The organism is Pseudomonas sp. CFBP13528, assembly GCF_005233615.1.
Taxonomy (GTDB): domain Bacteria; phylum Pseudomonadota; class Gammaproteobacteria; order Pseudomonadales; family Pseudomonadaceae; genus Aquipseudomonas; species Aquipseudomonas fluorescens_AM.
In genome coordinates this window covers 142,379-156,123 of sequence record NZ_QGAJ01000006.1, presented here as the reverse complement: position 1 = coordinate 156,123, position 13,745 = coordinate 142,379, and the positions used below count along the sequence as shown (strand labels likewise).

12 protein-coding genes are annotated in these 13,745 nt (G+C 62.6%); 8 read left to right on the top strand and 4 right to left on the bottom strand.

Annotated features, from left to right (window positions below):
• The first annotated feature begins 60 nt into the window (after positions 1–60).
• A complete protein-coding gene (gene ettA, locus PspCFBP13528_RS14470) occupies positions 61–1,725 on the top strand; it encodes an energy-dependent translational throttle protein EttA (protein WP_065952123.1) in 1,665 nt (554 codons plus the stop codon).
• Positions 1,726–1,812: 87 nt separating this feature from the next.
• Here ettA and PspCFBP13528_RS14465 read toward each other — a convergent pair whose 3' ends face one another.
• Complete coding sequence (locus PspCFBP13528_RS14465) at positions 1,813–2,733, bottom strand: LysR family transcriptional regulator (protein ID WP_137200459.1); 921 nt, start codon at positions 2,731–2,733, stop codon at positions 1,813–1,815.
• A 95-nt stretch (positions 2,734–2,828) separates the two neighbouring features.
• On the opposite strand from PspCFBP13528_RS14465, the gene PspCFBP13528_RS14460 reads away from it, so the two are divergent.
• From PspCFBP13528_RS14460 to gdhA, 7 genes are all read left to right on the top strand, one after another.
• Positions 2,829–4,022: an MFS transporter gene (locus tag PspCFBP13528_RS14460; protein ID WP_137200458.1), complete on the top strand. Its 1,194-nt coding sequence runs from the start codon at positions 2,829–2,831 to the stop codon at positions 4,020–4,022.
• Between the two features lie 35 nt (positions 4,023–4,057).
• Positions 4,058–4,882 (top strand): hypothetical protein, encoded by an 825-nt coding sequence (locus PspCFBP13528_RS14455; protein WP_065952126.1) that lies wholly within the window; start codon positions 4,058–4,060, stop codon positions 4,880–4,882.
• A gap of 33 nt (positions 4,883–4,915) precedes the next feature.
• Positions 4,916–6,133, top strand: a complete 1,218-nt coding sequence (locus PspCFBP13528_RS14450; RefSeq protein WP_137200457.1) for an MFS transporter — start codon at positions 4,916–4,918, stop codon at positions 6,131–6,133.
• Between the two features lie 39 nt (positions 6,134–6,172).
• Positions 6,173–7,402: an aminotransferase class I/II-fold pyridoxal phosphate-dependent enzyme gene (locus tag PspCFBP13528_RS14445; protein WP_137200456.1), complete on the top strand. Its 1,230-nt coding sequence runs from the start codon at positions 6,173–6,175 to the stop codon at positions 7,400–7,402.
• A gap of 23 nt (positions 7,403–7,425) precedes the next feature.
• Entirely contained in the window at positions 7,426–8,271 is an 846-nt protein-coding gene (locus PspCFBP13528_RS14440) for a hypothetical protein (protein ID WP_101219567.1), read from the top strand.
• Positions 8,272–8,319: 48 nt separating this feature from the next.
• Positions 8,320–9,210, top strand: coding sequence for a phosphoenolpyruvate mutase (aepX, locus tag PspCFBP13528_RS14435; RefSeq protein WP_137200455.1), 891 nt, complete (start codon positions 8,320–8,322; stop codon positions 9,208–9,210).
• Positions 9,211–9,420: 210 nt separating this feature from the next.
• Entirely contained in the window at positions 9,421–10,758 is a 1,338-nt protein-coding gene (gdhA, locus tag PspCFBP13528_RS14430; protein WP_137200454.1) for an NADP-specific glutamate dehydrogenase, read from the top strand.
• Here the strand turns inward: gdhA and PspCFBP13528_RS14425 are convergent.
• The 3 genes from PspCFBP13528_RS14425 to PspCFBP13528_RS14415 form a co-directional block, all read right to left on the bottom strand.
• Complete coding sequence (locus PspCFBP13528_RS14425) at positions 10,755–11,252, bottom strand: GreA/GreB family elongation factor (protein ID WP_137200453.1); 498 nt, start codon at positions 11,250–11,252, stop codon at positions 10,755–10,757. The genes gdhA and PspCFBP13528_RS14425 overlap by 4 nt on opposite strands.
• 55 nt (positions 11,253–11,307) lie before the next feature.
• Entirely contained in the window at positions 11,308–11,664 is a 357-nt protein-coding gene (locus tag PspCFBP13528_RS14420; RefSeq protein ID WP_101219561.1) for a hypothetical protein, read from the bottom strand.
• A gap of 226 nt (positions 11,665–11,890) precedes the next feature.
• Positions 11,891–13,744 carry a DUF4105 domain-containing protein gene (locus tag PspCFBP13528_RS14415; RefSeq protein WP_065952136.1) on the bottom strand — a complete coding sequence of 618 codons (1,854 nt, stop codon included), beginning with the start codon at positions 13,742–13,744 and terminating at the stop codon, positions 11,891–11,893.
• Position 13,745 lies beyond the last annotated feature (1 nt).

Genomic DNA, 13,745 nt, shown 5'->3' with positions numbered 1-13,745 from the left:
CGCATGGCCTGGCACGGGCTTCGTCCGCTTAATTCATCAGTCACTGACGCTAGGTTCACCATGGCTCAATACGTCTTCACCATGCATCGGCTGGGAAAAGTTGTTCCGCCGAAGCGGGAAATCCTGAAAAACATTTCTCTGTCTTTCTTCCCTGGCGCCAAGATCGGCGTGCTCGGCCTCAACGGTTCGGGTAAATCCACGCTGCTGAAAATCATGGCCGGCGTCGACACCGAGTTCGAAGGCGAAGCCCGCCCGATGCCGGACCTGAACATCGGCTACCTGCCCCAGGAGCCGATCCTGGACCCGACCAAGACCGTGCGTGAAGTGGTCGAAGAGGCCGTCAGCGTGATCAAGGACGCCCAGGCGCGCCTGGACGAGGTCTACGCCGCCTACGCCGAGCCGGATGCCGACTTCGACAAGCTGGCCGCCGAACAGGCCAAGCTTGAAGCCATCCTGCAGGCCGGCGACGGTCATAACCTGGAGCGCCAGCTGGAAGTCGCCGCTGACGCCCTGCGCCTGCCGGCCTGGGACGCCAAGGTCGAACACTTGTCCGGTGGCGAGAAGCGCCGTGTGGCGCTGTGCCGCCTGCTGCTGTCGGCTCCCGACATGTTGCTGCTCGACGAACCGACCAACCACCTGGACGCCGATTCCGTCGCCTGGCTGGAGCACTTCCTGCACGACTTCCCGGGCACCGTGGTGGCGATCACGCACGACCGTTACTTCCTGGACAACGTCGCCGGCTGGATCCTCGAGCTCGACCGTGGCGCCGGTATCCCTTACGAGGGCAACTACTCCGGTTGGCTGGAAGCCAAGTCCGACCGTCTGGCCGCCGAATCCAAGCAGCAATCGGCCCATGAAAAAGCCATGAAGGAAGAACTGGAGTGGGTGCGCAAAGGCGCCAAGGCCCGTCAGTCCAAATCCAAGGCCCGTTTGCAACGCTTTGAAGAAATGCAGTCGCAGGAATTCCAGAAGCGCAGCGAGACCAACGAGATCTACATCCCGGCCGGTCCGCGCCTGGGTGACAAGGTCATCGAGTTCAAGAACGTCAGCAAAGGCTATGGCGACCGCGTGCTGATCGACAACCTGTCGTTCTCCATGCCAAAAGGCGCAATTGTCGGCGTTATCGGCGGTAACGGTGCGGGTAAATCCACGCTGTTCCGCATGCTGATGGGCAAGGAAACCCCGGATTCGGGCAGCATCGAGATCGGCGAAACCGTGCAACTGGCCTGTGTGGACCAGAGCCGTGAAGACCTCGATGGCAGCAAGACGGTGTTCCAGCAGATTTCCGACGGCTCCGACCAGATCCGTATCGGCAACTATGAAATCCCGGCGCGGACCTATGTGGGCCGTTTCAACTTCAAGGGCGGCGACCAGCAGAAGTTCGTCAAGGACCTGTCCGGTGGTGAGCGTGGCCGCTTGCACCTGGCCCTGACCTTGAAGGAAGGCGGCAACGTGTTGCTGCTCGACGAACCGTCCAACGACCTCGACGTTGAAACCCTGCGCTCCCTGGAAGAGGCCCTGCTGGACTTCCCGGGCGCCGCCATTGTGATCTCTCACGATCGGTGGTTCCTTGACCGCGTTGCGACCCACATCCTGGCTTACGAGGATGATTCGCAAGCAGTGTTCTTCGAAGGCAACTACACCGAGTACGAAGCGGACCGTAAAAAGCGCTTGGGCGAAGCCGCTGCCCAGCCGCACCGGGTACGCCACAAGAAACTGGCCTGATTGGGCAACGGGCGCCGCCCTGGCAGCGCCTGTACGCAGCAGCCTGTAGAAAAATACCCCTCGCGCAGGGGTATTTTTTTGCCCGGATTATGCCAGCGGCGCCAGCGCCGGCCGGCCTTGCAGCAATTCACCGACCACGCCCATGAACGCCTCGACCAACAGCGAGCGTGACTGTGAGCGCGTGAGGATCAGCAGGTGCACCCAGGCTTCGGGGTCTGCCAATGGTCGGTAGACCACGCCTTGCCTGGCCAGGGTGCGGGTGCACTGGGGCACCAGCGAGACACCCTGGCCTGCCGCCACCAGGGCGATGATCGAAGTGATCTGGCGCCCCGCGGGGCCCGGGCGCAGCGTCAGGCCGTGGCGTTGATACAGCTGCTCGATGGAACCGTTGAGGCCCGAACCGTAGTCGCTGGGAAACAGAATCAACGGAAACTCACTGAGCTGGGTGAGGGTGACTTCGTCCTGGCCCGCTAATGGGTTGTCGCTGCAAAGCGCTGCGACCAGGGGTTCCTGCCCCAACGACAACACCTCGACGTCGGTTTGCCCGGGCTCCGGCAGCAGGCGGCTCATGCCGATGTCGATGCGACCGTCCAGCACGTGCGCATGCAGGCTGCCGGAAGCACTCTCTACCAGGGTCAGTTGCACCTCGGGAAAACGCTGGGCGAAGGCTTGCAGGGTTTGGCTGAACAGCTCCGACAGTGCGATGGAGCTGGCATAGCCCACCACCAGTTGACCGGTGGTGCCGGCGGCCAGCTTGGCGGCAATGTCCTGCGCGAGCCGGGCATGCTCCAGCGCGGCGCGGGCATAGGGTAGAAAGTGCCGGCCCTGGGCGGTCAGGGTGACCGTGCGGCTGGTGCGGTCGAACAGGCGAAAGCCGAGCTCGGTTTCCAGGGCCGAGATCTGCCGCGTCAGGGGCGGCTGGGCGAGGTGCAGGCGCTGCGCCGCGCGACCGAAGTGCAACTCTTCGGCGACCGTCAGGAAGTAACGTAACTTGCGTAAATCAAGCATTCTGTTTCCTGGGTATTGATCGGTCCGAATTCGGTATTGGTGTTCGCCACGCTGGGCATTCTATAAAGATCCTCGACAATAAGACGAGAGGTCCCATGAACCCGCGCTTGCATCACGCCCGCCTTGCCGTGTTTCTGTGTGGCTGTGCGGCGTTCCTGAATCTCTACGCGACCCAGAGCATCCTGCCTGTGTTTGCCGCAAGCTTCCAGGTGAGCGCCCGGCAGGCCGGGTGGAGCATTACCGTAACCACCCTGGCGGTGGCGCTGACTGCGCCGTTTGTCGGGCGCCTGACCGGACGTTTCGAGCAACGCACAGTGATTGTCGCGGCCGCCTTGCTGCTGGCGCTGCCGACGCTGCTGACGGCCTATGTGGACAGCTTTGCCGAGCTGCTGGTGTGGCGGTTTATCGAGGGTATGTTGATCCCGGTGGTGTTCGCCACCAGCGTGGCCTATATCGGCGACCGCTGGCGCGCAGCGACCGTCACCGAAATCACCAGCCTGTACGTCGCGGGTACGGTACTCGGCGGGTTTGCCGGGCGCTTTGTCTCCGGGGTCATGACCCAATATGTCGGCTGGCGCGAAGCCTTCGAGCTGTTGGCGGTGATCAGCCTGGCGGTCGGCCTGCTGATCCTGTTGCTGCTGCCGGCCAATCCAGTGACACGTCCCAACCTCGCGGCCATGGGCACGCACGGGATGCGCCGGCTTCTGCGCAAACCCTTGCTGGCGGCCTATGGCGTCGGTTTCTGCGTGCTGTTCTCACAAGTCGCCACCTTTACCTATGCCGGCCTGTATCTCAGCCAGGCACCGTTCAACCTGGGCGCCGCCGCCCTGGGGACACTGTATGCCGTGTTCCTGCTGGCGCTGGTGGTGATTCCCATTGCCGGGCGCTTGAGCAAATCGCGACCGCACTCGCAGTTACTGAGCGCCGCCGTGGCGCTCGGCCTCTGCGGTTCGGCCCTGACCTTGTTGCCGTCCCTGGGGCTGATCGTGCTGGGCCTGGCCCTGAGCTCGACCGGCGTATTCCTGGCCCAGGCCTGCGCCAATGCCTACATCGCCACCACGGCCGGGCAGGACAAGTCCGGCGCCGTGGGCCTGTACCTGACCGGCTATTACCTGGGCGGCAGCGCCGGCGCCGTGGCCCCGGCGCTGCTCTGGGAGCAGTGGGGCTGGCCGGGCTGCGTGGCGTTGATCGCAGGTTTTCAGCTGTTGTCGCTGGTAATCGCCCTGCTGGGCTGGAAACCGGTAAACAGCCAGGCACCGATCGCCGGCCGACGCGGCAAACCGGCCTGATTTTTTCATCCAATAAAGGACTATGAGAGGTGAATATGACTGACACCCTGATCAAGCGCAGCCAGCTGTTGAAAATCGTCGAACCGGTATTGAATGACATGCCGGCCAGTACCTTGCGGCATGCCCTGTTCGAAGCCGTTTGGGCTCAGGAAGAGGCATTGATGGATATCGAAGAGGCTTTTGCGCGACTCACCTCGCGTCGGCATTCGCCGGCGGTACTGCGCAAGTTCTTCGCCAGCTGGTCGAAAACCAATAACTCGGCGGCCAGTGTGTCCGGCCTGGCCAACCGGATTACCTTGCTGGCGCGTTCCGACGCAGGCTCTGCTGCTGCCGCGCAGCTGTACCGTGCATGCGGCAGCCTGCAGCGCATTACCGATGAAGACTTGGGCGCGTTGGGCAACACCGTGCACGCGGACCTGTTCTACACCATGGCGACCGCGCTGTGCGGCGATGACCAGTGGATGTTGAAGGACAATTGCCTGCCTTCGGCGCAGGCCTTCAAGGATTGGACCGACAGCCGTCGCCTGCGTGATCGCGACCTGTTGCAGGGCTTGCTGACCACGTTGATCCACGAGGTGTACACCCACGGCGAAGTGGAGTTCATCCATCCGTTGTACTCGCAGTGGTTCGTGCGGGACATGGGCGTGCCGCCGGAGAAATCCCGTGCGACGGTGGCCTGGGTCACCGTGCACACCGGCGGCACCGAGAGCAACCATTTCGCCCATGCGGTGGCGGCGGTGAACGAGTTCACCAGCGCCCTGCAGATTGAAGTGGACCCCGCCACGGCGCGCGACATTTTTGCCGAATACCTGCAGCGTAAAGCCAGCGTGATGAACGACTGTGCACAGTTGCTGGGTTGAACCGGCGGTTTAGCCTGAGAGCCTCTGACCCAGATGAACACCCTGAAGCAAACCGCAGCCCCGTCGTTGTCGCCGCCTGACTCGGCAAGCGTGCGTCGCCGTTCCCTGGTGGCCGGTTGCGGCGCGCATGCCGTGCACGACGGCCTGACCGATGTGATCTACGTGCTGTTGCCGATCTGGCAAGCGCAATTCGGCCTCAGCTACGCCCAGGTCGGCCTGTTGCGCGGTGCCTATGCGGGCATGATGGCCGGTTTCCAGCTACTGGCCAGCCGCGCTGCGGCGCGCTGGGGACGCGAACGTCTGCTGGTGGGCGGCACTGCGCTCGCGGGCCTGGCCTACCTGCTGGCCGGCCAGGCCGGTGGGCTGGCGGTGCTGCTGGTGGCGCTGCTGCTGGGCGGTCTGGGTGCAAGTACGCAGCACCCCCTGGCTTCGTCGCTGATCACCGATACCCACGAGGCGGGCGGGGGCGTCAAACAAGCGCTGTCGCAATACAACTTCAGCGGGGATATCGGCAAGACCCTGATCCCGGGGTTGATCGGCCTGTTGCTGGCGGTTATCAGTTGGCGCGCCAGTGTCACCCTGCTGGGTGTACTCGGGCTGCTGGCGGCCGGCCTGTTGTGGTGGCTGATCCCGGCACGCACCGAGGGTTCGGCGGCGCCGGTGAAAGCCACTCGCGCGGGCGGCGGCGCCGGTTCCGCGAGCGGGCTGCGCGCGCTGATCGTGACCGGCACGCTGGACAGCGCAGTGCGCATGGGTTTTCTCACGTTCCTGCCGTTTTTGCTCAAGGCCAAGGGGGCCGGGCCTGCGGGCATTGGCCTGGCGCTGACGATGCTGTTCGTGGGGGGCGCGTTCGGCAAATTGTTGTGCGGTTACCTCGGTGCGCGCATCGGCATGATGAAGACGGTGTGGGCCACGGAGTTCACCACGGCGGTGCTGATCGTCATGGCGGTGTACCTGCCCTACGCCGGCTTGATGGTGATGTTGCCGCTGCTGGGGCTGGCGCTCAATGGCACGTCGTCGGTGCTGTACGGCGCGGTGCCGGACCTGGCGGGGCCGGGCCGGCGCGACCAGGCGTTTGCAGTGTTCTACACCGGCACCATCGGTGGCGGCGCATTGGCGCCGGTGCTGTTCGGCAGCCTCGGAGATACCACCGGCGTGCCCGTGGCCGTCTTATTGCTGGCCGCCACCTTGTTGCTCACCTTGCCGCTGTCCTGGCGGGTTCAGCGAGGGCTGGAGGCCCAGGCCCGGTAGGGCGAACGAATTTTTCAGCGTGTTCTGGCAGGTATAACAATGAATAACAGTGAACCGTCTGCCGTGTCATTGCCGTTGTCCCGGCGTGCGCAACGCCTCAGCGCACCGGGCACGTCCAGCATGCGCAGCAAAGCCAATGCCTTGAAAGAAGCCGGCGTCAACGTGATCAATTTTGCCGCCGGTGAATTGACCTTCGATGCCTGCCCGGCCATGAAAGCTGCTGCAAGCGATGCGCTGGCCAATGCGCGCAACCGCTATACGCCGCCCATCGGCTTGCCCCAGTTGCGCCAGGCGCTGGCGCAGCGGGTCACTCAGCGCTGCGGCGTGAACTACACCGCCGATGAAGTCGCCGTAACCGCCGGTGCCAAGCAGGCGCTGTATAACGCCGCAATGGTACTGCTCGATCCGGGGGATGAGGTCATCGTTGCGCTGCCGTACTGGGAAACCTTTCCCACCCAGATCCAGTTGGCCGGTGGCGTTCCGGTCTATGTCGACACGGCAGCCGATGACTATCGCCTCACCTGCGCGGCAGTCGAAAACGCCCTGACCTCACGCACCCGCATGATTGTGATCAACACCCCGAACAATCCGACGGGCACGGTTTATCAGCGCGAACAACTGTTGGGGATCGCTCGGCTCGCGTTCGAACACCGGCTGTGGGTGGTGTTCGACGAGTGCTACCGCAAGCTGGTGCGCGCGCCCCATGAACATCACAACATCGTCTCGCTGTTTGCGCCGCTCAAACACCAGACGGTGCTGGTCGATTCGTTTTCCAAGAGCCACGCGGTCACCGGCTGGCGGGTAGGGTATGCGTGCGCGCCCGCGGCGGTCATCGCCGCCATGCACAACCTGCAGGGGCACACGACATCCAACCCCAGCAGCCTCTCTCAATACGCCGCGCTCGGCACCCTGATGGCGGACGCGCCGCACTTTACCCGCCAGGTCAACGCCTTCCTCGACCAGCAACTGCTCGCGGCCTGCACTTGCCTGGGGCATATCGATGACATCACCTGCGCCCCGCCGGAAGGGGCGTTCTATCTGTTTGTCGATGTGTCGCGCAAATTGGGTGGCCGCTACCTGGGCACCGTTATCCGCGATGTCGACCACCTGGCCGATCTGTTATTGACCGAGGCCCATATCGCGGTGGTGCCCGGCTCCGGCTGCGGCGACCGCAACAGTATCCGCATCTCCTACGCCGTTGAGCGTGAAGCGTTGATCGAAGGCCTCACGCGCTTCGCGCGCTTCATGGCAGAAATCGTTGCGCACTAACCCCACCCAAAAGGATATGAGCCGTGGAAAATCTGAGCCGCCAATTTATCGGGTACGTGAACCAGGCGCTGGTGGATGTCGAGGACCGACATCTGGCCCAGGCCCTGCTCAGCGGTTTCAACCGCCAGCCTGCCGAGCTGGACAGGTACTGCGAGACCTATGTCGACATGACTTCCAGTAACTGGAGCGAGTCGTCGTTGTGTACGTTCTTCTGCGGCTGGCGCAGCCCGGACGGCGCCGCCCATGCTGTCTCAAGCATCATTGTGCGCATTCTCCAGGAGTCGGCATCCCTGGCCGACGACGCTCGGCTGCAGATGCTCGACGCGGCGGCGCACTGTGGCGAGATCATTGTCGAGGACATCGGATTGGGCGAAATGCACGGGCATCCGCACCACTCCAAACTGTATTACCGCATGGCTTCGGCGATATGCGGCTCGGATGAATGGCGCCTGCAGGACAAATTCCTGAACCCGATCACCAAGGAATTTTCCGGCTGGGTTGGCGAAAAACGCCCGTTGGCGCCGCAGCTCATTGAGGCGCTGGAAATGATGGCCATGACGGAGCTGTTCAACACCGGCGAATACAACCTGATGACGCCGTTATGGAAGCAGTGGTTGCGCGATGTGCGCGGCTACAGCGCCGGTGAGGCCAGCCGCGTGGCGAGCTTTCTCAGCGTGCATTGCGGCAGCGTGGAAGCGCGCCACTTCAAGCATGCGGCAGAGGCGTTGCGGTTGTACGCCAGCGCCACCGGGCAGGCCGTGGATTACAGCCGTATCGCGCGGCTATCCGGGGAATACGTGGCCAGGGCCTGTGAGCATCTGCAAAAGATGGCGTCGGTGCTCAAGTGTGAACAGCCCGCCTGGGATTGAGGCGGCCCGATAACCCCCGTTGTGCCGCTGACCTGGAGCCTGAACCTTATGATGGACACCGAAGCGCGCCGACGCCCTCTGTCGGCGCTACTGGATAGCACCCGTTGCCTGCGCGTACTCGAAGCCCATAGCCCGATATCGGCGTTGCTCGCGCAGCGCGCCAGGCTGGAAATCAGCCCCGGTCATACGGTGGGGTACGACGCCATCTGGTCCAGTTCGCTGACCGACTCGACCCAGCGCGGGTTACCCGATATCGAAATTCTCTCGCCCAGCAACCGCTTGCCGGGGATCCGCGAAATATTCGATGTGTGTTCGCTGCCGCTGATATTCGACGCCGACACCGGCGGCAAGCCCGAACATTTCGCGATTCATATCAAGATGCTGGAGCGTGCGGGCGTCTCTGCGGTGGTGATCGAAGACAAGTGCGGCTTGAAGAAGAACTCGCTGTTCGGTACCGAAGTCGACCAGGCGCAGGAGCCCATCGAGACCTTTTGCGCCAAGCTCCAGGCCGGTTGCGCCAGTCGCGCCGGCTCGGGGCTGATGCTGATTGCACGGTGTGAAAGCTTGATCCTCGATCGCGGTATGGAAGAGGCGATGGCGCGGTGCCTGGCGTATGTGGAGGCGGGGGCGGATGGCATCATGATCCACAGCCGCAGACAGGATGGCCTGGAAATCCTCGAGTTCGCCAGGCAGTTTCGTCGGCAACGGCCCAAGGTTCCGCTGATTTGTGTGCCCACCAGCTACGCTCACCTGAAGTTCGAGGTGTTGGAGCAGGCAGGTTTCAACGCGGTGATTTACGCCAATCACATGTTGCGCAGTGCCTATCTGGCTATGCGCGACACCGCGGTGGGCATACTCGCCCATGGCAGGACCCTGGAACTGGAGCCGCGCTGCCTGGGCATCGAGGAGATACTCGACCTGGTGCCCGGGACGCGCTAACGCGATGCGCGGGGCTGTCGTACAGCCTTTCACTCATTGGTGCATGTGTCGGGTTGAAATCCCCGTTTCAGGGCGAAAATCGCTGTTTATTTATACAAATGCACCATTTAAATTCATAAAGGCGACATTTTGCCCTGTCGCGGTGCGAAATGAATTGATAAAGTCCGGCTCAATCTCTGTTTAACAACAATCATTTTGCCGAGACTTTTCATGAGCGAATCCGTCGAATCCTTCCTTGCCCACCTCAAGAAACGCGACCCCGACCAACCGGAATTCCATCAGGCCGTAGAAGAAGTCCTGCGCAGTCTGTGGCCGTTTCTTGAAGCCAACCCCCATTACCTGGCCTCGGGCATCCTGGAGCGCATGTGCGAGCCGGAACGCGCCATTACCTTTCGGGTGTCGTGGGAGGATGACCATGGCAAGGTCCAGGTCAATCGCGGTTTCCGTATCCAGATGAACAGTGCCATCGGCCCGTACAAGGGCGGTTTGCGCTTCCATCCCTCGGTGAACCTGGGCGTGTTGAAATTCCTCGCCTTCGAGCAGACCTTCAAGAACTCCCTGACCTCGTTGCCCATGGGCGGCGGCAAAGGCGGTTCGGACTTCGATCCCAAGGGCAAGAGCGACGCCGAAGTGATGCGCTTCTGCCAGGCGTTCATGAGCGAGCTGTACCGCCACATCGGTGCGGACGTGGACGTACCGGCCGGCGATATCGGCGTGGGCGCACGGGAAATCGGCTTCCTGTTCGGTCAGTACAAACGCCTGGGCAATCAGTTCACGTCCGTCCTGACCGGCAAAGGCATGACCTACGGCGGCAGCTTGATCCGTCCGGAAGCCACTGGTTTTGGCTGTGTGTATTTCGCTGAGGAAATGCTCAAGCGCCAGGGCCAGCGGGTCGAGGGCAAGCGCGTGGCGATCTCGGGTTCCGGCAACGTGGCGCAATACGCGGCGCGTAAAGTGATGGACCTGGGGGGCAAGGTGGTTTCCCTGTCGGACTCCGAAGGGACGTTGTACGCCGAAAGCGGTTTGACCGAGGAACAATGGTCGGCCCTGCTGGCGCTGAAAAACGTGCAGCGTGGTCGTATCAGCGAACTGGCCGAGCGTTTCGGCCTGGAGTTTCGCAAGGGTCAAACACCCTGGGCGCTGGCGTGCGATATCGCGCTGCCCTGCGCCACCCAGAACGAACTCGACGCTGATGCTGCCCGCACACTGTTGCGCAATGGCTGCATCTGCGTGGCCGAAGGCGCCAACATGCCGACCACCCTTGAAGCGGTGGATATCTTTATCGACGCGGGCATTCTGTTCGCGCCGGGCAAGGCATCCAATGCCGGCGGCGTGGCCGTCAGTGGCCTGGAGATGTCGCAGAACGCCATGCGCCTGCTATGGACCGCGGGTGAAGTGGACAGCAAGCTGCACAACATCATGCAGTCGATCCACCATGCCTGCGTGCACTACGGCGAGGAAAATGGCCGGGTCAACTATGTGAAGGGCGCGAACATCGCAGGCTTCGTCAAAGTCGCCGACGCGATGCTGGCCCAGGGCATCGTCTAGACGTCGGGTTCGATGCGCAGCACTTCGATCAACTGATCGCCGACGGGCCGTCGCCACAGCACCTCGTCACCCACCTGGGCGCCCAGTAACGCGCGGCCCAGGGGCGAACCCCAGTTGATCAGGCCCGCGTTGGCGTCGGCCTGGTCTTCGCCGACTAACTGGATGCGTTGCTGCTCGTCCTGCTCGTTGGCGAAGGTCACCCAACTGCCGATCTGTACCTTGTCGATAGCGGTGGCCGGCGCAACGACCTGGGCGCTGTGTACACGCTGGTTGAAGTAGCGCAAATCCCGCTCAAGATCGGCCTGGCGTTGCTTGTCTGCCTGCTCGCCCTTGGCGGATTCGTTGCTGTATGCCTGCTGCAATTGCGCCACCTTGGCCTGCAGTTGCGCCAACCCTTGCGCGGTCAGGCGGTTGGGCTGTTCGCTGACCTGACGCTCCACCGGCTGGTCGGCCTGGGCGGCAGCGTTGTCCTCATTTACAAAAGCTCGGCTCATGACGTTCTCCTTCAATGGAGTTTGGGCCATGTTCACCGCCAGATCGTTCCCACGCTCATTGCGAGCGATAGGCTTTGGCCGCGTCACGGTCTTTTTCCTCCTGCCACTCGTGCTCGCGATCGTTCCTGCGGTTGTCCTGATACTCGCGCAGTTCCTCGTTCTCACGCATGGCTTTGCACTGGCGGAAACCGTCTTCCCAGCCTTCGGCGTAGTGCCGATCTTTCAGATAGCGTGGAACGTTCTTGCGAAACTCGCCCGTGATCACCCCGGCGGCCTGGCGACCGCTGCTGCAGCCGTCGTCAAAGCCGTCAGCGAACGCGGGTGGATAACCCTTGGCCAGCAACTCCTGATGGGTTGTCTGGCAGCCCGTCAGCCACACCACTGCACACAGCATTAGCGCATACCGCCACATGGCGTACTCCCTGGCCGATCCACGGCTGATAGGGAGAGTCTAGAAGGGGATTTGTCGGCTGCATGTGAAAGCGATGTGGACTGTGGGAGATTTTTAACCAAGCACAAAACCAAATGTGGGAGGGGGCTTGCCCCCGATGGCGGTGTGTCAGTCAAGCTTCCCGTCACTGACACTCTGCTATCGGGGGCAAGCCCCCTCCCACATTTGGATTTTCACCAGGCTTGAGTCAGTAGTGGTACCACTTCACTTCGAGCATCACTTCATTGACCGGCGTCGACAGGTGGCTGTACTCGCGCTGGGCGCTCAGGCGCAGACCCAGGTTGCGTGACAGTTCCCATTGCTGGTTGAGGCTGATGCTGCGCCGCACTTCGCCATTGGTGAAGAAATCACCCTTGGCTTCCAGGCTCAGGTTGCCCAGTGGGTTCTTCCACAACACGCCGGTATTGAAGCCGGCAGCGGGGGAGATGGCTTCGCTGAAGTCATTGTTGTGTTCCACCCGCACGGTGCCGAGGGCGAAGCCGAGCATGTCGTCCGACAGCTGCCAGGTGCCACCGGCGCCGCCGTTGACGTGGGCCACCAGGGTTTCGTCGTCATGTTTGCCCGGCACCCGCTCCAGGCCGCCGGTGACTTGCCAGGACCACGGCTGCAACAGGGCGTTGCGCGGGGTCAGGGAGCGGATGGTGGCCAGGTCCAGTTGCTGCAATTGCCAGTGGTTGCCTTCGTACTGGCGCAGTTTCATCTGCAGGATTTCGATTTGTGCGCCCAGGGGGAAGCCTTCGGCGTTGTCGTTGAGGTCGTGATAGGCCATGCGCAGGCCGTATTCGCCGAAGGCTTTGTCGCCACGGGTGCCGATGCCGGCCTGCCAGGTGCGCGACTCATGGCCGTTTTCCGGCAGGCCGGGCGGGGTGATCTTCAGGTCGGGCGCCGGGTTCTGATTGATCGCGCGCAGCAGTTCGAAGCTGCGCTGGGAGCGTGCGGTGTCGCGTTCCAGGCCGTTGGCACGGTAGCGGCCGAGGCGATAGGCGGCGTCCACCACCAGGGCCTGGCGCTCGCGAGGCAGCGCCTTGAAGGCAGGCTCCTGCAACTGTTTCTGGTCATCGCTGATCTTCAGTACCCATTGCTGCTCATCGCTGTCGAGCGGTTTGGCGCGCTCGAGCAGCTCGCGTTCGCGGGACGGACGATAGTCGATCTTTTCCACCAGACCCGCGTCCTTTACCGCTTTGACGGTATCGGTCGGGATCGCGGTGAGCGGGAATTGCTCGGTCAGGCGCAGGCCGGGGCGCGCCACTTGCAGCAGTTCCAGCAGGCGGTAGGAGCAGTTTTCATCGAAGAAGAAGTAGTCGAACTGGATCTGTTTGAGTTCCCACACGTGCTCGACCATGCGCTTGGTCTCGACTTCGGTGAGGTTCAGGCGGTATTCCCACAGGTCACGGTTTTCCAGGCTGCGGTATTCGGAGAGTTTCTCCTGGTAGGGCACCAGGGCGAACAGGCCGGGGTAGCCGCCCATCAGGCCCTTCCAGGCATACAGAATGCTGTTGTCCGAGCCTTCGATATAGGCGCCGAAGTTGATTGCGTAGCTGAGCAGGGCGGTGTTGTTGCTCTGCACGTCGGCCTGGTCGATGCGCAGCAGGGTGTGGCCGAACATCGACGAGGGGCTGTTGAGGTACGCCGCCGGGAAAATCATCACCGCGCTGTGGGGCGCGACGTCCGAGAACCACTGTTTGAACTCTTTGCAGTCCACGGCAGGCAGGTCGGTCAGTTGCAACTGATCCTTGAGCCAGCGGGTGCGGGCGGGGTAGACGCATTGGGCATGTTTTTCGCCCAGGCTGGCCGGTGCGTAGAGCGCATCCACAGTGGCCTTGAGTTCGGCGTCCGGATGATGCGCGCCGTCAGCGGCGAGAAAGAATTTCTTGTCGCTGACATAGCTGCGCCAGCCATTGATCTTGCCGGCCTCGTAGTGCCCCAGCGAAAGCCAGAACGGATCATTGGCCAGTTGCTGCAAACGTTGATCGTCGAGGTGCGGGGCCGCGTGCAGCGGGGCGCAGGCGAAGAGAGCCAGGCAAGCGAGGCGTTTGAGCATG